This window comes from Candidatus Chloroploca asiatica, assembly GCF_002532075.1.
Classification (GTDB): Bacteria; Chloroflexota; Chloroflexia; order Chloroflexales; family Chloroflexaceae; genus Chloroploca; species Chloroploca asiatica.
In genome coordinates, this window is sequence record NZ_LYXE01000091.1 from 19,011 (window position 1) to 43,693 (window position 24,683).

Annotated in this window: 22 protein-coding genes; 9 read left to right on the plus strand and 13 right to left on the minus strand. The window is 60.1% G+C overall.

What is annotated here, in order from left to right:
- Positions 1–30: 30 nt before the first annotated feature.
- The 5 genes from A9Q02_RS12100 to A9Q02_RS12120 all read left to right on the plus strand — a co-directional run bounded on the left by A9Q02_RS12100 (position 31) and on the right by A9Q02_RS12120 (position 12,972).
- Complete coding sequence (locus A9Q02_RS12100; RefSeq protein WP_097653349.1) at positions 31–6,924, plus strand: PfaB family protein; 6,894 nt, start codon at positions 31–33, stop codon at positions 6,922–6,924.
- A complete protein-coding gene (locus A9Q02_RS12105; RefSeq protein WP_097653350.1) occupies positions 6,921–8,567 on the plus strand; it encodes a PfaD family polyunsaturated fatty acid/polyketide biosynthesis protein in 1,647 nt (548 codons plus the stop codon). Before A9Q02_RS12100 ends, A9Q02_RS12105 begins: the two co-directional genes overlap by 4 nt.
- The gene (locus A9Q02_RS12110; RefSeq protein ID WP_097653351.1) at positions 8,564–10,516 is read left to right on the plus strand and encodes an amylosucrase; all 1,953 of its coding nucleotides are present in this window, start codon (positions 8,564–8,566) and stop codon (positions 10,514–10,516) included. Before A9Q02_RS12105 ends, A9Q02_RS12110 begins: the two co-directional genes overlap by 4 nt.
- A gap of 123 nt (positions 10,517–10,639) precedes the next feature.
- The gene (locus tag A9Q02_RS12115; protein WP_097653352.1) at positions 10,640–11,917 is read left to right on the plus strand and encodes a M16 family metallopeptidase; all 1,278 of its coding nucleotides are present in this window, start codon (positions 10,640–10,642) and stop codon (positions 11,915–11,917) included.
- A gap of 11 nt (positions 11,918–11,928) precedes the next feature.
- Complete coding sequence (locus A9Q02_RS12120) at positions 11,929–12,972, plus strand: NAD(P)/FAD-dependent oxidoreductase (protein ID WP_097653353.1); 1,044 nt, start codon at positions 11,929–11,931, stop codon at positions 12,970–12,972.
- A gap of 19 nt (positions 12,973–12,991) precedes the next feature.
- On the opposite strand, the gene A9Q02_RS12125 is transcribed toward A9Q02_RS12120, so the two are convergent.
- Positions 12,992–14,005, minus strand: coding sequence for a DUF389 domain-containing protein (locus tag A9Q02_RS12125; RefSeq protein ID WP_097653354.1), 1,014 nt, complete (start codon positions 14,003–14,005; stop codon positions 12,992–12,994).
- A gap of 203 nt (positions 14,006–14,208) precedes the next feature.
- Between A9Q02_RS12125 and radC the strand changes: the two genes are divergently transcribed.
- Positions 14,209–14,907: a RadC family protein gene (radC, locus tag A9Q02_RS12130; protein ID WP_097653355.1), complete on the plus strand. Its 699-nt coding sequence runs from the start codon at positions 14,209–14,211 to the stop codon at positions 14,905–14,907.
- Between the two features lie 364 nt (positions 14,908–15,271).
- Positions 15,272–15,478 carry a PIN domain-containing protein gene (locus tag A9Q02_RS12140; protein ID WP_097653357.1) on the plus strand — a complete coding sequence of 69 codons (207 nt, stop codon included), beginning with the start codon at positions 15,272–15,274 and terminating at the stop codon, positions 15,476–15,478.
- A 540-nt stretch (positions 15,479–16,018) separates the two neighbouring features.
- Here A9Q02_RS12140 and A9Q02_RS12145 read toward each other — a convergent pair.
- From A9Q02_RS12145 to A9Q02_RS12160, 4 genes are all read right to left on the minus strand, one after another.
- The gene (locus A9Q02_RS12145; RefSeq protein ID WP_097653358.1) at positions 16,019–16,885 is read right to left on the minus strand and encodes a hypothetical protein; all 867 of its coding nucleotides are present in this window, start codon (positions 16,883–16,885) and stop codon (positions 16,019–16,021) included.
- Between the two features lie 416 nt (positions 16,886–17,301).
- Positions 17,302–17,859: a dihydrofolate reductase family protein gene (locus tag A9Q02_RS12150; protein ID WP_097653359.1), complete on the minus strand. Its 558-nt coding sequence runs from the start codon at positions 17,857–17,859 to the stop codon at positions 17,302–17,304.
- A 230-nt stretch (positions 17,860–18,089) separates the two neighbouring features.
- Positions 18,090–18,485: a hypothetical protein gene (locus tag A9Q02_RS12155; protein ID WP_216361504.1), complete on the minus strand. Its 396-nt coding sequence runs from the start codon at positions 18,483–18,485 to the stop codon at positions 18,090–18,092.
- On the minus strand, positions 18,482–18,856 hold the full coding sequence (locus A9Q02_RS12160) for a DUF433 domain-containing protein (RefSeq protein WP_097653360.1): 375 nt from the start codon (positions 18,854–18,856) through the stop codon (positions 18,482–18,484). Before A9Q02_RS12160 ends, A9Q02_RS12155 begins: the two co-directional genes overlap by 4 nt.
- A gap of 56 nt (positions 18,857–18,912) precedes the next feature.
- Here A9Q02_RS12160 and A9Q02_RS24250 point away from each other — a divergent pair, with 56 nt between their 5' ends.
- The gene (locus A9Q02_RS24250) at positions 18,913–19,053 is read left to right on the plus strand and encodes a hypothetical protein (protein ID WP_172450914.1); all 141 of its coding nucleotides are present in this window, start codon (positions 18,913–18,915) and stop codon (positions 19,051–19,053) included.
- Positions 19,054–19,273: 220 nt separating this feature from the next.
- On the opposite strand, the gene A9Q02_RS12165 is transcribed toward A9Q02_RS24250, so the two are convergent.
- The 8 genes from A9Q02_RS12165 to A9Q02_RS12200 form a co-directional block, all read right to left on the minus strand.
- Entirely contained in the window at positions 19,274–19,597 is a 324-nt protein-coding gene (locus A9Q02_RS12165) for a type II toxin-antitoxin system PemK/MazF family toxin (protein ID WP_097653361.1), read from the minus strand.
- On the minus strand, positions 19,584–19,814 hold the full coding sequence (locus tag A9Q02_RS12170) for an addiction module antitoxin (protein WP_097653362.1): 231 nt from the start codon (positions 19,812–19,814) through the stop codon (positions 19,584–19,586). Before A9Q02_RS12170 ends, A9Q02_RS12165 begins: the two co-directional genes overlap by 14 nt.
- Before the next feature lie 193 nt (positions 19,815–20,007).
- The gene (locus tag A9Q02_RS12175; protein ID WP_216361505.1) at positions 20,008–20,340 is read right to left on the minus strand and encodes a DUF5615 family PIN-like protein; all 333 of its coding nucleotides are present in this window, start codon (positions 20,338–20,340) and stop codon (positions 20,008–20,010) included.
- Positions 20,258–20,581, minus strand: coding sequence for a DUF433 domain-containing protein (locus A9Q02_RS25190; RefSeq protein WP_097653363.1), 324 nt, complete (start codon positions 20,579–20,581; stop codon positions 20,258–20,260). The genes A9Q02_RS12175 and A9Q02_RS25190 overlap by 83 nt, the downstream gene beginning before the upstream one ends.
- Positions 20,582–20,815: 234 nt before the next feature.
- Positions 20,816–21,079, minus strand: coding sequence for a hypothetical protein (locus A9Q02_RS12185; RefSeq protein WP_097653364.1), 264 nt, complete (start codon positions 21,077–21,079; stop codon positions 20,816–20,818).
- A gap of 27 nt (positions 21,080–21,106) precedes the next feature.
- On the minus strand, positions 21,107–21,523 hold the full coding sequence (locus A9Q02_RS12190) for a VOC family protein (protein WP_097653365.1): 417 nt from the start codon (positions 21,521–21,523) through the stop codon (positions 21,107–21,109).
- Positions 21,524–21,772: 249 nt separating this feature from the next.
- The gene (locus A9Q02_RS12195) at positions 21,773–22,450 is read right to left on the minus strand and encodes a hypothetical protein (RefSeq protein ID WP_141508863.1); all 678 of its coding nucleotides are present in this window, start codon (positions 22,448–22,450) and stop codon (positions 21,773–21,775) included.
- Between the two features lie 113 nt (positions 22,451–22,563).
- Positions 22,564–22,881 carry a hypothetical protein gene (locus A9Q02_RS12200; protein ID WP_097653367.1) on the minus strand — a complete coding sequence of 106 codons (318 nt, stop codon included), beginning with the start codon at positions 22,879–22,881 and terminating at the stop codon, positions 22,564–22,566.
- A 184-nt stretch (positions 22,882–23,065) separates the two neighbouring features.
- Here A9Q02_RS12200 and A9Q02_RS12205 point away from each other — a divergent pair, with 184 nt between their 5' ends.
- On the plus strand, positions 23,066–24,625 hold the full coding sequence (locus A9Q02_RS12205) for an ATP-binding protein (protein ID WP_097653368.1): 1,560 nt from the start codon (positions 23,066–23,068) through the stop codon (positions 24,623–24,625).
- The last annotated feature ends 58 nt before the right edge of the window (positions 24,626–24,683 follow it).

The window sequence follows — 24,683 nt, forward strand, 5'->3', positions numbered from 1 at the left end:
TGTGTTGCCAAGGTGGAGTGAGGATCTAACGTGGAATCTGTTGCGATCATTGGTTTGGGCGGTCTCTTTCCAGGGGCACACGCGCCCGAAGCGTTCTGGCGCACATTGGCAGCGGGGGTGGATGGGACATCGCTGCTGACCGCAACAGAACTCGGGGTTGACCCAGCCTTTTTCGTTGACCCTACCCGCCACCATGCCGATGGGTTCGCGTATGCGCGGGGTGGCTTCGTGCGCGATTTCAGTTTTGACCCGCACGGCTTTGCGCTGCCCGCAGCGATGCTGCAGGGGCTTGATCCGCTCTACACCTGGTCACTCGAGGTGGCCCGGCAAGCGTTACGCGATAGTGGCTACCTGGGTGACGAGGCAGGGCTCGCCCGGTGTGGCGTGATCCTGGGCAACCTCTCGTTCCCGACGCGCTCGTCGCACCGGCTAATCGCGCCGCTCTACACCAGTGCGGTCGCCGACATGCTGCGTGATGCGCTCGGGGGGAGACCGGTGAAACTGGACGAACTGCCGCCGTTGTCCGAGGGCAGCGCGTCCAACCCACTGAACGGGCGCATCGCGGGGCAACCGGCCAGTCTGATCGCCAGGGCCTGTGGGCTTGGCAGCGTTCACTATGCGCTTGATGCCGCGTGCGCATCATCGCTCTATGCGCTCAAATTTGCCTGCGACTGCCTGGCGTCGGGCAAAGCCGACCTGATGCTGGCCGGGGCGGTGAGTTGCGCCGATCCGCTCTTTGTGCATACGGGCTTCTCGATCTTCCAGGCCTATCCGCCCGAAGGCGGAACGAGTCGCCCGCTTGACCGCGCCTCGAAGGGCCTGACCTCAGGTGAAGGCGCGGGCATGGTGGTGCTCAAACGACACGCCGATGCCGTGCGCGACGGCGACCGGATCTACGGGATTATTCGGGGCATTGGGCTTTCGAACGACGGGGCCGGCAAACATCTCCTTGTGCCCAATCCCAAAGGGCAGCACCTCGCCTTTGAGCGAGCCTACGCCTCGGCGGGTGTCTCACCAGCAACTATTCGTTATGTCGAGTGCCACGCGACTGGCACCCCGGTCGGCGACATTGTTGAACTCAACAGTATGGAGCGCTTTTTCGGGGCCTATGGTGCGGCGCCCTGGCTTGGCTCGGTCAAATCAAATTTTGGGCACCTGTTGACCGCCGCCGGCATGGCGGGCTTGCTCAAGGTTGTGTTGAGCATGGCGCACAATCAACTACCGCCGACCATCGGCATCAACGAGCCGCTTGTTTCGCAGGGAGGCACGGTTGGCGGGGCAGGCATTGTGCGCGGCCTGACACCATGGCCAGAGCAACCCGGGCCGCGGCGGGCGGGCATCAGTGCGTTTGGGTTTGGCGGTACGAATGCCCACCTCATTCTGGAAGGCCATGGCGAGACCGTTGCCAACGCCGCCTACCTCACCCCCGCCGCTGGGCAAGGGTTGAGGACAGCGACCGACAAAAGCCAGGCAACGCAGATGCCCCTGGCAATCATTGGCATGGATGTCTGCCTCGGGCCGTACGAAGATCTTAGCGCCTTTGAGCAGGGCACATATGCGGGCGAAGCAGCGAAATATCCGCTGCCACCAGAGCGTTGGCACGCGCACGAGACGAATCCGGCCCTGGCGAGCCACTTCGGCCTGCCTGGAGGTACGGCACCAGACGGCGCGTACCTGCAGGGCTTTACGTTTGACTTTTTGCGGGCCAAGATTCCGCCCGACGCGACGGATCAACCGCTGGCGCAGCAACTCTTGCTGCTGCGCGTCGCCGATGGTGCGTTACGCGATGCAAAGATCGAACGTGGCGCACATGTCGCGGTGATTGTTGCAATGGAAGCCGAGCCTGCCATCCATCAATTGCGCGGGCGTCAGGATCTCACCTGGCAATTGCCACGGCTCTGCGCACAGTTGGGTCTGCACCTAACCCCAGAAGAAGAGGCAGAACTCACAACCAGCCTGAAGGACGCCCTGCATCCACGCGCCCAGGTCAATCAGTATATCAGCTTCATCGGCAACATCATGGCCTGTCGGGTCGCCGCACTCTGGGATCTCACCGGGCCGGCCTTCACCCTTTCGGCTGACGAGAGTTCGGCGACACGAGCGCTCGAAACGGCGCAAACCTTGCTTGCCGACGGTGACCTTGAAGCAGTTGTGGTTGCGGCAGTGGATCTGGCGGGAGGAATTGAACGGATCTTGCTCGATCCGCTCCGCGCTACCGAGACGCTGCATCCGGGCGAAGGCGCAGGTGCCGTGGTGCTCAAACGTGCCGAGGCCGATGGGCCTGTGCCTGCCTATGCCACCATTGAGGCGATTGCAGTCAGTTCATCTGCCGGGCGCACCCGCTCGGTCTTGCCGCACGAGCCTGATCGCCAGGCGCTTGAGACGGCCGCTCGGCTAGCGCTTAAGACCGCCCAGGTCACCCCGGCAAGCATTGGCTACCTGGATGGGCACCAGTTTACGGCGCGTGAACTCGACGGCTTAAGCACGGTCTACCAAGGATCAAGGCCTGTCCACGACGCTTTATGTGCGCTTGGTTCAACCCAGGCCCAGGTAGGGCAGACGGGCGCGGTGAGTGGCATGGTCGCCTTGATCCGCACGGCACTCGCGTTGCACGGACGCTATGTGCCGGCGGTGACGACGGGGGCCAGCGTACCCTCAGCCGAGCAACTGGCGAACACCCCCTTCTATCTACCTGAAGCCTCGCGCCCCTGGCTCACCGGGCCTGGAGAACGACGGCGCGCTGCGATCAACAATCGCGGGAGTGACGGGTGCGCTAGCCATCTGGTGCTCGCCGAGGCAACCCAGAGCACACGTGAGCGCGAGCTTTCAACCATTGCTCGACGCACCCGCATCTGGCTTGTGCCCCTGGTCGGCGATCATCAGACTGACCTGCACGAAGCCCTGGCGGCGCTGAAAAGCACCCTTGAAGCAGGCACGGCGCTGGAGGCGATCGCGGAGCAGGCTTTGCACACCAGTCAGGCGCGTCCCGAGGCCCGTTACAGTGTGGGCCTGCTGGCCCGCACGACCAACGAATTGCTGCGCGAAGTGGGGTTTGCCGAACGTGGTGTTGCCGAAGCGTTTGCGACCGGGCAAACCTGGGAAACGCCGCTTGGCAGCTATTTCACCCCCCAGCCGCTCGGCCCGCACGCCGAGGTTGCCTTTGTCTACCCGGGGGCCTTCAGCGCCTACCCAGGGCTCGGGCGCGATCTGTTGCAACTCTTCCCGGGGTTGCACGAACGCCTCGGCGCACTGGTGCGTGATGTACCCGAACTGATTGGCGCGACACGCCTCTACCCGCGCTACCGGGGCCTCCCTGGACAAAACGAGCTCGATCAGGCCAAGGCCGGGTTGCGCAGCGATCCCCCCGGCATGGTGCAGACAAGCCTGGCCTTTACGCTGCTCTTTACGACGGTGTTGCGTGAGTATTTCAAGCTCCGCCCTGCCGCAGCCTTTGGCTACAGCATGGGCGAAGCGAGCATGCTCTGGGCGATGGGAGCATGGCAAGCCAGCGATGCAGCGCTGGCGAAACTCCGCCAATTGCCGCTCTTTACGCGACGACTGGCGGGACGCCACGAGGCCGTACGCGCCTATTTTGGCCTTGATCCGGCGGGTGATGAGCCATGCTGGAGCATCTACACCGCCCGTGTCAACGCAACCCAGGCGCAAGCGCGGCTCCGTGGCGAGCAGCGCGCCTTCTTGACCCATATCAACACCCCTGACGAAGTGGTCATTGCCGGCGAGCCAGCAACGGTTCGGGCGATCATTGCTGACCTGGGCTGTGAAGCATTTCAGGCGCCGTTCAACACGGCGATCCACTGCTCGGCGATGCGCTCGGAGTATGATCTGCTGGTTGAACTGAATCACGTCACTACGGTACATGTGCCGGGGATTCGTTTTTACAGTGCGGCGACGATGCGCCCGACGGTGCTTGAGGCGAATGTGATTGCCCACAACATCGCCCAGGCGACCTGCGAGCCGGTGGATTTCCCGCGGCTGGTGCGGCAGGTGTACGCTGATGGGGCCAGGATCTTCATCGAGGCTGGGCCAGCCAATGCCTGTAGCCGCTGGATTGGCACGATCCTCACAGGGCAACCACACCTCGCCGTCGCGGTGAATCGGCAGGGCAGCGATGATGCAACGAATCTGTTGACCCTGCTTGCGCGTCTGCAGAGCCAGCGGGTTACGCTTGATCTGACGCCGTTGTTGCCGGGGAGGCGCGATGAAGTGGCTGGGCGTAGCCTGGTGAAGTGGATTGCGCTCGGGGGGAAGAGCATACGGGGAGTGGTGCCGGAGTTTTTTAACGCAGAGGCGCTGGGGCGCAGGGGCGCGGAGGAAGTTTTTAACGCAGAGGCGCAGGGGCGCGGAGGCGCGGAGGATGAGCACGTGAATGTAATTGAACGACATCAAGCGTGGTTGGCCGAGCGGCATGCGTTGCTGCGTGCGTATGGTGAGCGGTTGTCCCGGCAGCCGGATGCGACGCCGCCGCTCAGCGTCACGCCCTCGGGGAATGGGATTGTAGCCACAGAGGAGACCAAACCAGCGGTAGCGGTGATCTGGGACGAGGCGGCCTTGCTCGAATTTGCCGGCGGCTCGATTGCCAAGGTCTTTGGGCCAGCCTATGCCAGTATTGACCAGTATCATCGACGGGTACGGTTACCGTTGCCACCGTATCTGCTCGTCAGTCGCGTAACCCACCTCGAGGCCACGTGCGGATCTTTCCAACCATCAAAAATCACCACTGAATATGATATCCCAACCGATGCGTGGTACAGCGTCGATGGGCAAGCGCCAACGGCGGTGGCGGTCGAGTCGGGTCAATGCGACCTGTTGTTGATCAGCTACCTGGGCATTGATTTTGAGTGTCGCGGCGAGCGCGTCTACCGACTGCTCGACTGCACGCTGACCTTCCTTGATGACCTGCCCAAAGCAGGCGAGACGCTGCGCTACGATATTTCGATCAACTCGTTTGCGCGCAGTGGCGATACGCTGCTCTTCTTTTTCAGCTACGAATGTTTTGTCGGCACACGAATGGTGCTCAAGATGGACGGCGGCTGTGCCGGGTTCTTCACTGATAGCGAACTTGACCATGGGCGCGGGGTGGTCGACTCGAAAGAAGATCTCGAACAGCGCCGTCAGGCAGTCAAACAGATCTTTGTCCCTCCGTTGCAGAGCAGTCGCCGCTCGTTGAGCGAGGCCGATCTCGATCAGTTGATTGCGGGCCACCTGGAAGCCTGTTTTGGCCCGAGCTATGCCCAGGGCGGGCGCAATGCTTCGTTACGGCTACCGATACGCCAGATGTTGATGCTGAGTCGCATTGCCTCGCTTGACCCGCACGGCGGCGACTGGGGCCTCGGTCTCGTCATTGGCGAACAGGATCTCACCCCCGAAAGCTGGTTCTTCCCGTGCCATTTCTCGGATGATCAGGTGATGGCCGGCTCGCTGATGGCCGAAGGTTGTAGCCAGTTGCTCCAGATCTATATGCTCTTCCTGGGCCTGCAAACCTACACCTTTGACGCACGCTTCCAGCCGGTGCCCGAAGTGGCGCAGGTCGTGCGCTGCCGCGGTCAGGTAACACCAATCACCAGCACGCTGATCTATCGGATGGAGGTCACGGCGCTCGGGGTTGAGCCAGAGCCATATGCATATGCGAATATTGATGTGATTTTGGAAGGGCGCATTGTCGTCCGCTTCAAGGATCTAGCGCTGAAGCTTGCCGAAAAGAACCCCCGGCTCACGCCGCCGCGCAGCGCGGAACATCCGGCGCACGACAAACCAGTGGCCTACAACGAAACGCACCTGCAGAACTTCACCACCGGCTCGATGGTCGCCTGTTTCGGCCCTGATTACGCCATCTTCGAGGGACGACGCACCCCACGCAACCCCAATGGCGACTTGCAACTACTCAGCCGTATCGTGCAGCTCGAAGGGCAGCGCGGCGACCTACGCGACGGCGCGTCCCTGATCGGCGAGTATGACGTGCCGATCAATCCCTGGTTCTGCCATCGCAACAGCTACCCAAGCACGCCCTATTCCGTCTTGATGGAGATCGGGTTGCAACCGTGTGGCTTCCTCACGACAGCGCTCGGGTCAACCTTGTCCGACCCCGAGCAAGACTTCTACTTCCGTAACCTGGATGGCAGCGGGCATCTGTTACGCGAGGTAGACCTGCGGGGCAAACGGATCACCAGCCGGGCGACCTTACGCAAGTCGAATGCGATCGCCGGCATTATCATCCAGACCTTCGAGTTTGGCTTGAGTGTGGACGGCAGCGATTTTTATGTTGGCGACGCGGCCTTCGGCTTCTTCAGCAAAAGCGTGCTCGCCAACCAGACCGGACTTGACGGGGGCAAGACAACCCACCCATGGTATGTCACCAGTGGCAACGAAGCGAGTTGCACCGAACTGGATCTGCGCGGCGACCGCCACCCACTCTTTACCGCACCACCAGGACGACCGCACGAACGGCTGGCAGGTGGTCAACTGAATCTGCTCGACCGGGTGCTCGTGATGCCGGAAGGGGGCACGCACGGGGCGGGCTACATCTATGGTGAAAAACGGGTCGACCCAACGAGTTGGTTCTTCCCGTGTCACTTCTACACCGACCCGGTGATGCCCGGCTCGCTTGGCGTCGAAGCGATCAGCGAAGCCGTGCAAGCCTACGCGCTCTTTTATGGCCTAGGGCGCGAATTACCAGCGCCATATTTTGCGCCAGCCATCGATCAGCGCACCGTCTGGAAATATCGCGGCCAGATCATCCCCGCAACCGGCCTGATGACCCTGGAGGCGCACATCACCCGGATCGAACGGCGAGGCCCCGCGATCGTCATCGTCGCCAACGCGAGTCTCTGGCGGGATGGCCTGCGGATTTATGAAGTGAAGGATCTGGGGATTGCGATCAATGCAGCGACAGGAAATAAGCAATGACACCAGGAGTCGAAGCCCACGCGCTCAGGATCGAGCGCGATCAACCGTATGCGCGACCGCGTTGGAGTGGCCCGCCTCAGGCAGTGTATGTTGATGTTGCCGGGTGTCGTGCCGTTCTGTCTGAGCTTGCCCAGCCATGTTTTGTGGTGCGCATTGATGGTCAGATCGGACTGACGAACGCAGGTCAGGCTGGACAAGGTGGCGGGCCGGTTGAGGGTGAGTTGCTTGGCTGGCTGCCCCCGTCACTGCCTGAGCACCTCGGGGCCGCGGCGTTTCGGGCCACGCACGGGTTGCGTTATGCCTATATGGCCGGAGCAATGGCCAACGGTATCGCGTCAGCCGAACTCGTGCTTGCCCTCGGCAAGGCCGGCATGCTTGGCTCGTTTGGGGCAGCCGGGCTTGTGCCAAGTGTCATTGAGGCGACCATTGCCCGGATCCAGGCCGAACTGCCGCACGGCCCATATGCCTTCAACCTCATCCATAGCCCAAGCGAAGAGGCGCTGGAACGGCATGCCGTCGAACTCTACCTGCGGCACGGCGTACGGACGGTCGAAGCCTCGGCTTTTTTGAGCCTGACCTCACATATTGTCGCCTATCGAGTGGCCGGACTGCGACGCCAACCCGACGGCACCATCCACGCTGACAATCGCGTGATTGCCAAGATCTCGCGGCGCGAGGTCGCCGAACCCTTTATGCGCCCGGCCCCACCTGCCCTGCTGCAACCGCTCGTTGCCGCCGGGGTGATCACACCGCTCCAGGCGGAACTGGCTGCGCATATCCCAATGGCCGATGACATCACGGTCGAAGCCGACTCGGGCGGGCACACCGACAATCGCCCGCTCGTCTGTTTGCTGCCATCGATCCTGGCCCTGCGCGACGCGATCCAGGCCGAACAGGGCTACCCGGACATAGTACGGGTAGGCGCGGGCGGCGGCATTGGCACGCCCGAGGCGGCCCTGGGCGCATTGATGATGGGGGCGGCCTATCTTGTTACCGGCTCGATCAACCAGGCCTGCGTTGAAGCCGGGGCCTCGGCTCACACCCGCAAGTTGCTGGCCGAGGCAGGCATGGCCGATGTCACGATGGCCCCGGCTGCCGATATGTTCGAACTCGGCGTGAAACTACAGGTGCTGAAACGCGGCACCTTCTTCCCGATGCGCGCCCAGAAACTCTACGAACTCTACCAGAAATACGACTCGCTCGACGCGATCAGCGCCCCCGAGCGGGAACAACTCGAACGGCAGATCTTTCGCCAACCGATCGAGGCCATCTGGGAAGAGACCGAGCGCTTCTTTGCCGCCCGCGACCCGGCGCAACTGCAACGCGCTGCCGACAACCCACGCCGCAAAATGGCCCTGGTCTTCCGCTGGTACCTGGGCCTCTCGTCGCGCTGGTCGAATAGCGGGGAAGCAGGGCGTGAACTCGATTACCAGATCTGGTGTGGGCCGGCGATGGGGGCCTTCAACGACTGGGTGCGCGGCACCTATCTCGAACCTTATACCGCACGACGCGTCGCCGATGTTGGCGTCCAGATGATGACCGGGGCCGCCTACCTGGCGCGCCTACAACAACTCCAGGCCTATGGCATCGCGCTCCCCGGAGCATTGACTGGCTATCGTCCTGACCAGAGGGGCATCTTATGAACACACGCGAATGGTTACGCACCGAGGCGACCCTTTCGCTAGAACGGCTCTTGCCGCGAGTATTGGCTGAACTGGAAGCGGCACGCCACCACGACCCGACCGGCTATGTCCGCTTCGAGGCCCGGCTGAAACGAGAATGGCCGCGTCTCTTCGAACTGCTGCTTGATCTCTATGGACAGCAGTACGACTTTTTCTATCACCTCGAAGCGATTCTCTTGAGTACAGCCCGCGCCTGGGCGTCACGGCGACCGGCCTTGCGTGCGCTTGATGAAGCACGTGAAGCCGAGCCAACCTGGTTTCAGCAGCAGACCATGGTTGGCGCAGTGCTCTACATTGATCTCTTTGCCGGGACGCTGACTGGTCTGCGCGAGCGCCTGCCTTATCTGAAACAGCTTGGCATCACCTATCTTCACCTCATGCCCCTCTTTCTGGCCCCAGAAGGCAAGAATGATGGCGGCTATGCCGTGAGCAGCTACCGCACCGTGCAACCGGAACTAGGCACAATGGAGGAACTAGCCGAACTCGCCGACACCTTCCGCGAGCAAGGCATCAGCCTCGTCGTTGATTTCGTCTTTAACCACACCTCTGACGAGCACGAATGGGCCCAACGAGCGCGGGCCGGTGAAGCGCGCTACGAACAGTTTTACTTCATCTTCCCGGATCGCACGATCCCCGACCAGTATGACCTGACGCTCCGCGAGATCTTTCCGACGGTGCGGCGGGGCAATTTCACCTGGGACGAAGCGATGGGTCGCTGGATCTGGACAACCTTTAACAGCTTCCAGTGGGATCTCAACTATGCCAATCCCGAAGTCTTTCGGGTTATGGGTGAAGAATTGCTCTTTCTGGCGAATGTCGGGGTCGAAGTGCTGCGCCTTGATGCAGTCGCCTTTGTGTGGAAGCGGCTCGGCACCAACTGCGAAAATCAGCCCGAGGCCCACAAGATCATTCAGGCCTACAATGCGTTGACCCGCATCGCCTGCCCCGCCCTGCTCTTCAAATCAGAGGCGATTGTCCACCCCGACGAAGTGGTCAAATACATTGACCAGGGCGAGGCGCAACTCTCGTACAACCCGTTGCTGATGGCGCTCTGCTGGGAGGCGCTGGCGACGCGTGAGGTGCGGCTGCTGGCGCATTCACTGAGCACCCGCTGGCGCATTGCCGAAGGGTGCAGTTGGGTCAACTATCTGCGTGGGCACGATGATATTGGGTGGACATTTGATGATGACGATGCACGTGCGTTACAGATCGATCCGTGGGGGCATCGTCAGTTTCTCAACGCCTTCTACACCGGCGATCACCCGGCCTCGTTTGCCCGCGGGGTGCCTTTTCAGGCCAATCCCGCCACAGGGGACGCCCGCATCAGTGGAACGCTGGCGTCACTGGCGGGTCTCGAAGCAGCGATGCAGCAACGCGATCTGCGCCTGATCGACCTGGCCGTGCGGCGCATCCTGTTGCTGCACAGCATTATCTTGAGTGCAGGCGGGATGCCGTTGATCTACCTGGGCGACGAAGTAGCGACCCTCAACAACTATGACTACCTGTACGACCCGGCCCAGGCCGACGATAGCCGCTGGATCCACCGCGTCCGGTTCAACTGGGAAGAACACGCCCGCTGGCGCGACCCGGAACTCCCCGAGGGCAAGATCTTCCACGAGTTGCAACGACTTATTGCCCTACGCAAGAGCCAACCCGCCCTAGCCGGTATGCACCTGGAGGTCTTTGCCACGGGTAATGCCCATCTACTCGGCTACGTACGGCGGCACAAAGGGTCACGGCTCGTCATCATTGCCAATGTGAGTGAACTTCCGCAACAACTAGAGGCCAATTTGTTGCGCCTGCATGGCTCAGGCTACCGCTTCCGCGACCTGGTGAGTGGCAACGACATCGAGGCGAGCGGAACCCTGAGCGTGGAAGCGTATCAATTTTTCTGGCTAGAACGCTTGTGAGGCACAACCGAAGAGGGTGCGCAAGCCACAGAAAACCAACTTCGCGGCGGTTCAGTCACTTGCGCACCCTCTTCGGGACAAAAAGCCCCCAAAACGCAGGTAAATGTGGTATCCTTCCTGGCTATGCCAGAGCTGATCACCTCCCCGAGCGGCCTCCGTATCCTCATTGAACCGTTGCCGCATACCTATTCTGTATCGATTGGATGCTTTGTGGCCGCCGGTGCGCGCCACGAGCCTCCAGTACATAGTGGTGCGGCCCACTTTATTGAGCATATGCTCTTTAAGGGGACGCGCCGCTATCCGAACGCACGCATGATTTCCCAGGCCGTCGAGGGGGTAGGCGGGATGCTCAATGCCTCAACCGCATACGAGTCAACCGTCTACTATGCCAAAGTGGCGACCCTGCATATGCATCGGGCGCTTGACGTTCTGGGCGAAATGGTTCTTCGCCCACTCTTTGATCTCCAGGAACTGGAAAAAGAGCGCCGCGTCATCATCGAAGAGTTACGCGGTCTGCAGGATGCACCAGGCGACTGGGTTCACGAGTTGCTCCAGCAGACCATGTGGACAGGAAGCGCCCTAGGGCGTGATATTGCAGGCAGCGTCGAGACGGTGAGCATGCTCACCCGGGCTGATCTGACCGCCTTCTGGCAACGGCACTACAACCGTGCCAACATGGTCATCTCGGTGGCAGGCAATCTTCAGCGTGATACGGTCGTAGACGCGATCAATGCAGCCTTTGATGGCTTGCCATCGGGTTCGCACCTCCCTCCTCAGCCACGCCCGATCCCGCTGCCCGGCCCCCGTTTGACGCTGCTCAGTCGTGACTGCGAGCAAGGCAACTTCTGTCTCGGCCTCCCCGGTCTCGCCTATAACGATCCCGACCGCCGCGCCCTCCAGGTACTCGACTCGATTCTTGGCGGAGGCATGTCTTCCCGCCTCTTTCAGCTCCTCCGCGAAGAACACGGCCTCGCTTACCATGTCGGCTCATACCACAACGACCTCTCGGATAGCGGGACATGGGTGATGTATGGCAGCGTTGAGCCGGAAGCCTTGCGCGATGCCGTCGTGCTGGTGCTTGACACCCTGCGCGACCTGGTGCGCGGAGGCGTCACCCAACCTGAACTAGAAATGATCAAAGAGCAGGTGAAAGGCGGGTTGCTCCTGTCGCTCGAAGACACCTGGTCAGTCGCCTCGCGCAACGGGGCGCATTTGCTGCGTTACGGACACGTGATACCGGTTGAACAGGTCATTGCTGAAGTCGAACAGGTCACGCTCGATGATGTGCAACGCGTAGCCCAGCGGCTCCTCCGCAGCAACGGACTCCACCTGGCCGTCATTGGCCCGTATGCCGATGACGATGCGCTTGATCTCAAAGCAATGATCACTGAAGGAATTTAGCGGGCAAATCTATGGCTGATATCGCAATTGTTGGTGCAGGGGTAGCAGGCTTAGCCGCAGGGCACGTTTTGCAACAGGCCGGGCATAGTGTAACTATCTTTGAGAAGAGTCGCGGCCCCGGTGGACGGGTCACCTCACGCACTGTCGGCCTCTTTCGGATTGACCACGGAGCCCAGGTGGTCAAGGCACCAACGGCTGAACTGTTGAGTCTGGTGCAAGCCGTTGGGGGAGCCGAAGATCTGACAGCCCCGGTCTGGACGTTCGACGCCCAGGGACGGGTCAATCCCGGCGATCCCGCAATGAACGCCGAGCCCAAATGGGTCTGGCCGGGCGGCAATAGCACGCTCGCCAAATATCTTGCCCGCGGGCTCGCCTTACGCACCGAGGTGACGATCGCCTCTTTGCGCCGGGTGGGCGAGGGGTACGATCTGGTGGACAGCTCGGGCGGGGCTTTTGGCCCATACCAGACGGTGCTCTTGACGCCACCAGCGCCACAAGCAGCCCATATTCTGGCAACAAGCGCCATCGAGGCCGCAGTCAAACGTGAACTCATTGAAGCCCTGGCCCCTGCCAGTTATCGGATGTGCCTTTCAATCGCCCTGGCCTACCCGCAACACCCTCAAAAACCCTGGTACGCCCTGATCAATACCGATCGGCAGCATGCCATTGCCTGGCTTGCGTGCGAGCATAGCAAACCTGGACGCGCCCCGGCACCACACGGCCTGATCCTGGCCCAGATGGGCCCAACCTGGAGTGCAGCCTACTGGGATGCCCTGATGAAAGGGCAGTATGGTGAAGAGGAAGAACTGCCAACCCCATTGGCTCAGGTTCACGCGATGGTCTGCGGCTTAATCGGCACCAACCTGGGGTCTCCCTTGTGGGTCGATATCCACCGTTGGCGCTACGCGCTTGCCAGCACACCCTACCTGGCGGCAGCCAGCGAAGGGCGGGCAGGCATCTATGTGGCGGGCGATGGCGAACAAGGCCTGGGGCGGGTTCACCTCGCAATTGAAAGCGGCTGGCGGGCGGCACAGCGGATCATGAGCAGGATGTAGGCGAGGCTGCGACACCCGCTCAAGGCCCTGGCGCAGCGGCCGCTTCGGTGCTGATCTGACGCAACTTGAGATTGACCGGGCGACGGAGCGTGGTAGCCAGTTCTTCGGCGAGCGCCTGGGCCGACGGAGGCGAGCCGCTTCCCTCGATGGTGGCATAGATCCGATCCCCACTGATGCTGACCGCGATCACCTCATACGTCGTACCCTCCAACCAGTCCCTGACGGTACTCGTAGCGTTATTGGTGGTCAGACGCCGATCAAGAGCCTCGTAGCTTGTAATAGTCAGGGGCAGGCTAATGATCAAAATGCCAACCGCAAAGACCAGAAAGCCCTTGCGCCGCAACTGGATCTGATTGGGAGCGGCGGCCAGTTTTCCGAGGCCAACCATCCAGAGAACAACCCCACCAGCGAGCAAAATCGCCAGACAGTTGGTCAGAAAGAGCACAAGCGCGCCCAAAGCGGCGTTCAACTCACCCTGCTGGAGGGCGATTCCGACGACGCAGAGCGGTGGTACAAGCGAGATCGCGATGGCGACCCCACCAATCGAGTCGGCGATCTCATCGCGTGAAATAATGAAAGCCCCTGCCGCCCCTGAGCCCAGGGCGGTGAGCAGAGCATAGAGATCGGGCTGAATGCGCGATGTGATCTCACTATTGCTTGCAAAGGCAATGCCACCGTCGGGAACAAACGTCGCGAGCAAAAAAGCCGTGAAGATCACGCTACACACGCCCAGAATGACCAAGCCAGATGACGCGAGGGCGCGCGGCAATGAGCCCATCACCACGGCAGCGGTAGTTGCCATAATTGGCCCCATCAGCGGGGCCACGATCATCGCACCGATGACGGTTGCGGTCGAAGAGGAGAGCAGACCGTAGGTCGCGATCAGGGTCGCCAGGAGCAGCAACACGAAAAAGTTGAACAACCGTCGCTGGCGCAAAGGCCCCTCGACAAAGAGTTTGCTTTCAAACGTACTCAGATACGCCGGGTCGAAACCAAAGCCACTTGCTTGCCTGGTGGCAGAGGGTGAAGCCATTGTTCACATCCTTCGTTCGATAGGATTCCTAGACGATTTGTGTCTGAAGGATGGTATTATACCAATTCTCATTGCGCTAGCAACGCACGTCACAACCCTTCCAGGGCTACGCTGAACCTGTCCCTTCCCCGTATCCAAAAGCCTGTCAATACGGTACATAGGCAAGGCGCAACACCCTGCGCTCGCTGCATCGGAAAGAGACTATGGATCAGTATCGGCTACGCATGAAAGAATTGCCCCAAACGGATCAGCCCCGCGAGCGGCTGGCGCAACTGGGGCCGACGGCGCTGAGTGACGCCGAACTCTTGGCGATCTTGTTGCGCGTCGGCATCCCCGGCTTCAACGTCCTGCAACTTGCGCAGCAAACCCTGGTGGAATGCGAAGGCTGGCCGGGTCTGTTGCGCATAGAATATAACGATCTCTGCCAACGGCGCGGATTTGGTGCCGCCAAAGCCGCCACCGTCAAAGCCTCGCTCGAAATCGGACGACGCCTCTTGCTCACCGGGCCAGACACCCGCTTCCAGATCAAATCACCCGCCGACGCCGCCTCGCTCTTGATGCTCGAAATGAGCCACCTCGACCAGGAGCACCTACGCGCCGTCTTGCTCGACACCAAAAATCGGGTGCAACAGATCACCACGATCTACATTGGCTCGGTGAACAGTGCCATGATCCGTGTCGGCGAAGTCTTCAAAGAAGCCATCCGGCGCAACAGCGCCGCACTCATTCTTGCGCACAATCATCCGTCCGGCGACCCTTCACCCTCCCCCGAAGACATCCTCGTTACGCGGCAGATCGTCGAAGCCGGCAAACTCCTTGACTGCGAAGTCCTGGACCATCTGGTCATCGGACGCGGGCGTTATGTCAGCATGCGCGAGCGAGGGTTAGGGTTTCCCACGTGAGTGTCGGGTCTCGCGTAACTTGAGAAGAGAATGGAATCTCACGTAACGTGAGAAAGCTGAACGCTTACCCACCCACACCCGTGCCAGCTACGCATCCTCGCTTTTGACGCAAAGGCGCAAAAGCGCAAAGGGTAGTGACCCAGAGAGCGCAATGCTTCGACGTACCGCAAAAACACCAGGCATAGCGTGTCCCGCCCGTCCTCGTCCATACGCAGAGAAGGTGATCGTCGCAACATCGTGCGTGAGCAGTCCTCGACCTTCCTGCGCTGCCCATGCAAGCACCGTCGGGTCATCTCCTCCCGACAAACCAGCATCTTGCACGCGAACGATCAGTTGCTGACGCGGCGCCAGGAGGATCGCGCACGTGAGGGATCATCAGCCGTATGTCTTGGATCCCTCAGCCATCCTCACCCTGATTGAGGGCGAGCCAGGTGCCGAACGAGTCGAAGCCGTGCGGCGAACGGCATCGGTGATCATCCCGTGGATGTGGTCACGCGAGGTGGCCTACCTTACCCAACACGAACGCAGGGTTGCAGAGGCGGAACGGCGCGACGCGCGCATCAAAGCGTGACCGGTCACACATCTTTGGGAGTTGGCGGAGGCGCTGTGACTGACGGCGGCGCGGCTGAAAGCGACCTATCGTTTGGCGCTCGCTGAGACGCTCATTGCGGCGTGTGCGCTGCGGCAACAAGCAATCCTGGTGCACAAAGATCCGCCATACGAAGCGCTTGTTGGGCAGGTCGCGTTGGAGCACGTACCGGACAAATCAGGGTCGTACGTGCGCTACGCCTGAGAGCGCCACCCAACGCCTAGCCTTCAGCTGCGCCGCTGACGGGCGTGTGAGGCGAGACGGGCGGCGGCACGAACCGGCTGCCAGCAAACAGTGTACGACTGCCTTCGGTAGGACACCAGGAACTTGTACCCGTCTTCAAGCTCAGTGGCCTGCGCGAACCCGACCCACGCCGATAAGCCGTGGCAGTTTGCGTGTAGATCGCGCCCAGGTTAGGGACGCGCCAGCGGCGTCAGATGCAAGGCTTGGTTGGGCTGCTTTAGTGCCTGCCAGATAATGACCGGCAACAAATAACGCTAGAACGACAGAAATGGCGTGTCATCAATTCAAGACAATGTCTTCTATCGAATTTAGAGGTGGATAGTTAAGAACTTGAACGGATATTTTATCGGCAATAAATCTCGTGGCTTTAAATTTAGTATTTTCATATAGTAATCGCATCGTAAAGAATGGAATGCCAAAGATTATTAATGCGATAACACCAAATATCGGATTGTCTTCGGAGATATTGAAGTTGCTTTGAATTACCGGCAATAATGGCGTGTATAGAATCACCACCAATGACACCAAAAAGACAAATCCAAGAATAACAATGAATGAAAAATACAGGGCGTCTGCGATATCCCGCAGCATTTTCAAGCGTTTCCTTTTGGCAAATTGAATCGACCATCCTTTTCCTGTTAAACGATTTGTGTTAAAATCAAAGAATTCTTCTGTCAAAAAGAAGACCGTGATGTGATTCCCGTGCTTATGCACAGAATTTATATGCTCTAGAGTAATTTTAAAATTGACAATCTGGTCGTTATCAGATTTTTCTGGCACCATAGTGAATTCCGTGTTTTCCGAAATAGCTTTGACGAATCCGAAAATTCCGACACTACTTTCATCACCGCCTTTAATAGGCACAGAAAAAGTCACAGGCTCGACAATATCCTGGGTTCCCGAGTTGTAAATAACAACTTTCTTCTGTACTAAATTACGAATTGGATGGGCTATGCTATTGTCCGTGTATTGTATGACGATCTTTCCCTGCTGTGAGGGATGAATATCTAACAATTGTAGTGTTTCAAGTTCTTGTATGACAATCCTTGACGGTCTTTCGCGTCGAATATATGTGCTTATCCAGCCAATTAGTGCGCCAATGGCAACAATCCATCCTACTCCCGCTTCAGAAAACAGCCAATCCATTGTAACGCCTTTATGTTGAGACGGCCCTCCAAGTTACATACTATTTTACACGAATCTTGTAGCCTTGTTAAGGAAAGTTTCGATGAAAGGCAGCCCAACGAGCTAAGGATTCATGTGGCGCGAAGCCGCCACATCATCCTCGTTGAGCGAAGTCGACGCGCTCAAGGTGCAGGATCCGTATGGGATTTCCGGTGGGGGTCTGGTCTTCGGAGGCCGTGAGGACATCCCCCTGGCGCAGGCGTAAGCCCAGCGTGCACATGATGATCCATGGATAGTTTGAGCGGCATGGGGGTGAGCGCGGTGCTGTGCGGCGTGCGATCACGGGAGCAGGCGGAGTCATGCGGCGCAGTTCCTCAACGCGTTCCCGCCGACGGGCGATAGCCTGATCGCGTTCCTCTTGATGATCCCACTCCGAGTCAGCGCGCGCGCCGGTAGTGCATGGCGACCGCGCCGCTGCGGAGTGGCTTCGCCGAGATCAACTCGAGCCGTCGCGTGCTGGGCAGCCCACTCTCGTACAGGGTCGGGCCGTGGCCGGCGATCCTGGGGTGGACGAGTACCTGGTACTCGTCGATGAGATCCAGCCGGTCCAGCTCGGTCGCGAGCTTGCTGCTACCGAGGAGCACGCCGTTCGGGGTCGCGTCCTTGAGCGTCTGTACGCCCGTGCGCAGGTTGCCGGCGATGTGGTGGCTGTTAGTCCAGGGGAAGTCCTTTCGCGTCGAGGACACCACGTACTTCGGCTTGGCCTCCAGCTTGACCGCCCACTCGCGCAGCGCCGGCGGTGCCTCCGCGTCGCCGCGGGCGACCGCTGGCCAGTAGCTCTCCATCAGTTCGTAGGTGACACGGCCCCACAGCATCGCCCCGCCCTCGTCCATGAGGCGGGTGAAGAAGGCATGTGTCTCGTCGTCGGCGATTCCTTCCTGGTGGTCGACGCAGCCGTCCAGGGTGACGTTGATACTGAAGGTCAAGAGTCCCATGGTGTCCTCCGTTCGCGATACGCGATGAGCCGCTCGCCGTCTGGCGCCAAGAGCACGAGTCCAATTCGCGAGGTGCTCACACTGTGCCGCCGAACGACCAGCGTTCAGCCGTCGGCTAGGAGTACAACATTCATAGATCAGTATAGCGTTTTCTCCGCTTCTGGCTGCGAAAATCGCCCCGATCCAGCCGGTCGGCTGGAACGCGATGTTAGCCTGCCACGCCCCAGGTTTTACGGGATGAATAATCGCGTTACTCCGGCGTATGCATCCAAATCCAACGCGATTTCCACCAGGCGCGTGGCACAATGTTCGCGATACGCTTGTTCGTCAAGGCGATCCAGACTCCCAATCGTAATCACCGGGAGTGTGGTGGACGTACGCTCCTCACGAATCGTTTGCTCCAGCGAGTCCGGCCCTTTCATACTCCGATTGTTGGTCAACAAGAGCATCCGCTGCGCTTGCACAAAGCGCCAGACGGTTCGATCATCACTATCGAAGGGCAGCCCAACCTCACCAAAGGTCACCAACCGGAGGGGAACGAGCGCAAGCCATCCTTCCACGGCCAGTGCGCCCCAGAGCAAGATGGCTTGCCCTTCCATATTATGGTCAACCAACACCGTGATCATTGCTGGTTGAGTTTCGCTTTGGCTGCCGCCAACTTGGCCCGTATGGCAGCCTGTTCCGGTTTGGGGGGCAGTGCAGCGATAGCAGCCAGGCGCTCGCGATTCTGTTCCTCCCAATAGTGCCGAACCTCTTCCGCGTCGCGGAGCACCTGCTGGTACTCGGCTTCAACCTCAGATTGATTGGTGGCGATATAGTCCAATGCGTCGGTTATTTGCTGATCAGTGAGGTTCAGCCGGTCACGGATCAATTTAGCTGGCCATCCCGCATGGACATAATCCAGAATACTATATAAGGTAATCCGTGTGCCGGCAATTGAGAGACCACGGCTCGTCCGCACCACGGTTGTGTGATCACGCATCGCTGTATTCGTCATAGCTTTCCTCCGCGACGACGATATCACTACGGCTATTGTACCATAGAGTGATAGTCGTGGCAGCGAACGTCTGTGCGATCGAGACGCTTCTCCAGGTGGCGGCGTTTGATAGGCCACCCAACGATCCCGCTGAGCCACGCCGCTGGTGGGTCGAAGATCACGACGAGCATGGGGACGCTGGCGGCGGCGTGAGTTGAGCCCAGGTTGGAGGCCGCGCCAACGGCGTCAAGTGCATACGGTGTTGGGCGGCTGGTTGGGGAAAGAGCATCGGCTTTTGGGCGTACTAATGGACGACGGGCCTGCATCTGCGTGCGCCGGCGCGGACGGGCGCGCACGCGCAGACGCTGCGCTTCCCAACGCGGCTGGCGCTTGGGTTGCAGCCTGGGCGTTACCAGTTGAGAGCGTCCGGCTCGTCCTTTATGACAGATTGAGCTGTATCTTGATGACCCGCTCGACCGCGTGCAGATCGGCTTTGGAGAGCATCCCAAGCTGATTGGTCAGCCGCTGTTTCCTCACCGTCGTCAGTTGATCCGCCATCGCTTTCTGCTGCACCCCATTGATGGTCACATACGCTTCGCTGGGATATAAGCGGTCGACTTTCGTCGAGAGCGGCACGACTTGCAGGCGATTGAGAAGCCGATTGGCAATATCGTTGCTCACGATAACCGCGGGGCGCTCTTTTTGGATCTCGCCACCGACCGAGGGGTCAAAATTGACCCACCATACCTCACCGCGTTTCATGCGCGTGGTCTCCGATCAGCGCCTCACTCCATTCCAGGGCTTCGGTCTCGCGTTCCTCGTCAGCCGCCATCGCGGCATAGCCCGCCTCAAGCTCGGTGATGGTTACATGCGGTCGGACGAGCGCTTCGATAAACTGGCTAATCTTGCGTCGTCCGATGACCTTATGGAGCCCTTCGTACACATCTTCATCAAGGGTAATGGTCAATTTTCTTTGCATGATGCCCTCCGCGCAATGAGTATACGTGTAGTACACGTAGTATACGACGTGCGCATGGTACGCGCAAGTCTGCTACAGGCATTATTGCTAACCGACCACCGCGAAAATCGCTATCCTCAGCGGCTTTACGCATGAGGATAGGCCAACGACCTGCCGTTCAGCCGCCCGCCGCAGGGAAAGAGATGAGAGATCGTCACCATGTGACAGCATAGGAAAGAGCCACAAAAACACCAGGCATAGCTTGTCCCGCCCGTACTCGTTCATACGCGTAGCAGGTGATCGTCGCAACATCGTGCGTGAGCAGTCCTCGACCTTCCTGCGCTGCCCATGCAAGCACCGTCGGGTCATCTGCTCCCGACAAACCAGCATCTTGCACGCGAACGATATCCAGGCTGGGAGCGCGACGAAGCAAACCACGAACAATGTTGTTATTGAAATGCTCGTCAGCAGCCAAACATAGCATCGCATGATGACCTTTGTTGATCTCGACGCGCGAGTAACCGGTCGCGAATGCCAACAGGGTCAAACTGCGCCTCGTTGTGCGCTCGCAAGAGCGCTGCTCGTTGCTGACGCTCTGCGAGATAGGCGTCTACGTCCGCTCGGTGCTGCAGGAAGTACCCAATGACCCAAGACACATCGGCAAGGTGGAGTGACGGATACTGCTGCACGATTTCTTCTGCCGTAGCTCCCTCTCGAAACGCAGCAACAACGGTGTCGAGCGTGACGCGTGTGCCACCTAGCCACGATCCTGGTCGGTGCGAGGCCACTTCTTCGCAGTCTAAACCCTGCCCTCATGTGTCTAGGATACGACATGCCGTACCATTCAAGCTGATCAAATAGTATGCATCAGAGGAGCTTTTGTACACTTAGATTTATCTCTAAGAAATAAGTACAAATGAATTTGTTACCGAAAACGAACCGATTTCCTCATCAGGTACACACCGCTGTCCACCGGAAATCCCTATGCACGCCGCACCGAAGAGGCCTCGTCCCAATGCGGTTCAAATCAGGATCGGCGTACGTTCCCCACGCTCGTCGAGCGTGGTTGCCCGCACCGCTGGCAGCGGGTGCGGGCGGTCGATGACGGGCGGTGGTTGCACGGGGTCGTGGGCTGCGGGGATGGGAAAACGCAATGCTTGCGCTTCCGCCCAGACCGTCGGCGTCAACGCTTCGGCTACGCTGGGCAAAGGTGCAGGGTGTGACGAAAAGTCTTGCACGCACGCCAGACAGACAGCTTCCCGGAAGCTTTGCAAGCTATTTGGCATAGGTTGCTGGTCAGCTTGAGCGAGGGGTTAGGCATCACTCGGCACCGGAGTTGTAGTGGGTTGAATGAGATCCCACTGGTTCCCGTGCAAGTCCGCGAAGACTGCGACAGTGCCGTAGCTCTCCGTCTTTGGCTCTCGCACGAAGACGACACCCTTCGCCTTGTAGGTTTTGAAGTCGTGCCAAAAGTCGTCCGTGTACAGAAAGAAGAAGACTCTTCCGCCCGTCTGATCGCCGACGCGCGTGGCCTGGTGTTCATTGGAGGCTTGAGCGAGCAGGAGATGGCACTCCTTTGCGCCCGGCGGTGCGACCACTACCCATCGCTTGTTTTGGGCTGGCTGGTAGGTGTCTTCAACAAGCGTGAAGCCCAGCTTTTGTACGTAGAAGTCAATGGCTTCGTCGTAGTCCCGGACCACGAGCGACACCAAGCCAAGGTACTGAGGCATATGTGTTTAGCGTGACCGCAGCCGCGGTTGTTTGTGTGATGCCTAACACGAATTAGACAGCGATTCAGCGGACTAGATGAGCCTTACCCGTTCTATACCGCGATTATACCATCTAAATCTGCTCTGTATAGTGCTACGCCGCACGGTTGCCGCCTAGCCATCATCCTGGTCGGTGCGAGGCCCACTACTGTTCAAAGAAGCTCACGCGAAGGCATCGCCTGTCACGACCGCAGCAGGTGTGGGTTGAGGTTAAGGCTGGGGCGGGGTGGCATCGGGGCCGCTGACCAGACGGTACTGGCTGGTGTCAGGATTCCAGCGCAGGCCAAAGCCCTGTGTGTAACCCATGCCATCACCGTCGAGCGGGATGGCCGCCAGCGGGGTAGCCTCGTCGAGCGGCGTGGCGATGAAAAAAGCCGCTGGACGACCGCTGACTCCCCCGAGCGGAGCCAGCACCAGGTCCTCCGAACGAACCTCGGTCAGGCTAAGCGTCGCCAGGATGCGCAGGCTGCCATCCTGCGCCTGAATGATCATCGCCTCCTGGGCAACCCGGGAGTAGGCATCGTAGCCTGGGCGATCAAACGTCGCCTGATCGGGCACGATGGTCGAAGGTAACACATAGACCTTCTCGTTCAGGCCGTCACCGTTGAAATCGCCCTCGTGAGCGACCTGCCACGCTGGGCCAGGCCAGTTCGGCTGGACTCCAGGGGTGGTCAATTCAACCAGTTCGATGTCAGCTTGAAGCGTGGGCACGGTCGTTGCGGTGCTTTGAGAAACGGTCGTCGGTGTCCCGGTAGGCAGGCGAGAAGGCGTGCGTTGTGCGGGCTGCGGGGTCGGCGAGATGCCCACCTGGGTGCAGGCGGTCAACAAAACCATAGCGATGAGCCCCAGTGCAATGAGGGGCATCCAGAGGTGGATTGTATCTTTCAAATAAGCTCACGCGAAGCCGCGAAGTCGCGAAGGGTTACGCTCACCTACGCGAAAAACGTTGCGCCTTTGGTCCTTTGCGTCAAAACAACCGCCTTCTTTGCAAGATACTGGTACTAAGACAACTGCGCAAGCGCATCCACGCCGCCCTGACGATAGGCGAGCCACGGCAGGGATGGGGGGATGCGTTGCTGTTGTTCGGCCAGGGCAGCCTGCCAAATGGCACGCTGTTCGACGACAACCTGAGCATCCTCGGCCTCGGTGCGGAGGCTCCGGCGCAACGTCACCAGCGCCACAAGCCAGCCTTCATCGTACTTGACACCGCCGGTCACCCGGCCATCGCGTTGCAGTTGGCAGACATTTGCCCCACCGGTCGCAAGTACGAGGCGTTGTTCAGCGACCTGAATCGCAGTCTCAAGCTGAGTACGCAGCATAGCAAGCTCCAATGGTAGGCCTTTTTAGCATTCTTGATCCCCAGTTTAGCATACTCTGGTCGACCAAAAAAGGCCAGCGCAGCGGGTACGTGTTCTTGAAAACCATGACACCAACAGTCGTCCCTCCCTATAGTGCGCTATGGGCATGGTATACTTGACCCAAGACAAGACGAGGAGCAACCTCATGCCACGGCGTTTCAATGTTGCCGGGCCGTGCAAGCCCGAACTGCACTATATGCTGCCCGCCGCAGCGCGCGTCCCGCTGGCGCGGCGCCTGGTGGCTGATTTCAATTATTTTGTCATCCACGCCCCGCGTCAGACGGGGAAGACCACGTCGATGATCGCGCTGGCGCAGGAATTGACGGCGTCTGGGGCCTACGTCGCCGCGCTTGTCTCGGTCGAAGTGGGGGCGGCCTTTAACCACGACCCCGGCGCGGCGGAATTCGCCATCCTGAACAACTGGCGGCTGGCCCTCAACGCCCAGATGCCGCTCGATCTTCAGCCCCCGGCCTGGCCAGATGCGGAACCGGGAACGCGCATTGGGGCAGCATTGCAGGCATGGGCGCAGACAGCACCACGTCCGCTGGTGATCTTTATCGACGAGATCGACGCCCTGCAGAACGAGACCTTGATCTCGGTGCTGCGCCAACTCCGTGCTGGCCACAACTGGCGTCCAACCGGGTTCCCCGCAGCGCTGGCGTTGATCGGGATGCGCGATGTGCGCGATTACAAGGTCGCGTCAGGCGGCAGCGAGCGCCTCAACACCGCCAGCCCCTTCAATGTGAAGACGCGCTCGATGACGCTGAGCAGCTTTACCCGCGACGAGGTGGCGCTGCTCTATCAGCAGCACACCGACGACACCGGGCAGGTCTTCCCGTCCGCCGTCATTGACTACGCCTTCGCGCTGACCCAGGGCCAGCCCTGGCTGGTCAACGACCTCGCCAAGACCGTTGTCGAGGACATCCTGAAGGACGAACCACAACCGGTCACGGTTGCCCACCTCGACGCCGCCAAGGAGGTGATGATCCAACGCCAGGACACCCACCTCGATAGCCTGGCGGAACGGCTGCGCGAACCGCGGGTGCGCCGCGTGATCGAGCCGATCCTCGTCGGTGGGTCGATCAGCGATGTGCCGCACGATGACATCCGCTTCGTGGTTGACCTGGGCCTGTGTCGCTTCGACGGCCCCGGCGGGTTGGTCATCGCCAATCCGATCTATCATGAGGTGCTGCCACGTGTGCTGGCGGGCGGGGCACGCGACTCACTGCCTCACATCGCCCCGGCGTGGCTGAAGCCGGATGGTAGCCTCGACCCCGACAAGCTGCTCGACGCGTTCCTGGCCTTCTGGCGCCAACACGGCCAACCGCTGCTCGGCAGCGTCCACTATCACGAGATTGCCCCGCACCTGGTACTCATGCCCTTCCTGCACCGCGTCGTCAACGGCAACGGATCGCTCGACCGCGAGTACGCCATCGGCACGCGACGCATGGACCTCTGCCTGCGCTACGGCGGCCCGCAGCCCGTCACGATGGGCATGGAACTCAAGGTCTGGCGCGACGGCGAGCCCGACCCCCGCGACGAAGGACTGGCGCAACTCGACAAATACCTAGCCGGGCTGGGCCTCGATGGCGGCTGGCTCGTCATCTTCGACCGCCGCAGCGGCGTGCCACCCATCGCCCAGCGCACCACGGTGGAGGCGGCCACCTCGCCGCAAGGACGCACGATCGCCGTCGTCCGGGCATAAGCGCCAACGCCAAGGCTAAACAATTATGGGTAGGCTGAGGCACCCAAACAGCAAAGCT

Excerpts from the sequence above, each read along its gene's own strand:
- A9Q02_RS12185 (WP_097653364.1), bottom strand. The coding sequence starts at position 21,079 with ATGCCAAATAGCTTGCAAAGCTTCCGGGAAGCTGTCTGTCTGGCGTGC.
- A9Q02_RS12120 (WP_097653353.1), top strand. The coding sequence starts at position 11,929 with ATGGCTGATATCGCAATTGTTGGTGCAGGGGTAGCAGGCTTAGCCGCA.
- A9Q02_RS12105 (WP_097653350.1), top strand. The coding sequence starts at position 6,921 with ATGACACCAGGAGTCGAAGCCCACGCGCTCAGGATCGAGCGCGATCAA.
- A9Q02_RS12165 (WP_097653361.1), bottom strand. The coding sequence starts at position 19,597 with ATGAAACGCGGTGAGGTATGGTGGGTCAATTTTGACCCCTCGGTCGGT.
- A9Q02_RS12190 (WP_097653365.1), bottom strand. The coding sequence starts at position 21,523 with ATGCCTCAGTACCTTGGCTTGGTGTCGCTCGTGGTCCGGGACTACGAC.
- A9Q02_RS12150 (WP_097653359.1), bottom strand. The coding sequence starts at position 17,859 with ATGGGACTCTTGACCTTCAGTATCAACGTCACCCTGGACGGCTGCGTC.
- A9Q02_RS12145 (WP_097653358.1), bottom strand. The coding sequence starts at position 16,885 with ATGGATTGGCTGTTTTCTGAAGCGGGAGTAGGATGGATTGTTGCCATT.
- A9Q02_RS12200 (WP_097653367.1), bottom strand. The coding sequence starts at position 22,881 with ATGCTGCGTACTCAGCTTGAGACTGCGATTCAGGTCGCTGAACAACGC.
- A9Q02_RS12205 (WP_097653368.1), top strand. The coding sequence starts at position 23,066 with ATGCCACGGCGTTTCAATGTTGCCGGGCCGTGCAAGCCCGAACTGCAC.
- A9Q02_RS12110 (WP_097653351.1), top strand. The coding sequence starts at position 8,564 with ATGAACACACGCGAATGGTTACGCACCGAGGCGACCCTTTCGCTAGAA.
- A9Q02_RS12170 (WP_097653362.1), bottom strand. The coding sequence starts at position 19,814 with ATGCAAAGAAAATTGACCATTACCCTTGATGAAGATGTGTACGAAGGG.
- radC (WP_097653355.1), top strand. The coding sequence starts at position 14,209 with ATGGATCAGTATCGGCTACGCATGAAAGAATTGCCCCAAACGGATCAG.
- A9Q02_RS12115 (WP_097653352.1), top strand. The coding sequence starts at position 10,640 with ATGCCAGAGCTGATCACCTCCCCGAGCGGCCTCCGTATCCTCATTGAA.
- A9Q02_RS12155 (WP_216361504.1), bottom strand. The coding sequence starts at position 18,485 with ATGATCACGGTGTTGGTTGACCATAATATGGAAGGGCAAGCCATCTTG.
- A9Q02_RS12160 (WP_097653360.1), bottom strand. The coding sequence starts at position 18,856 with ATGACGAATACAGCGATGCGTGATCACACAACCGTGGTGCGGACGAGC.
- A9Q02_RS12125 (WP_097653354.1), bottom strand. The coding sequence starts at position 14,005 with ATGGCTTCACCCTCTGCCACCAGGCAAGCAAGTGGCTTTGGTTTCGAC.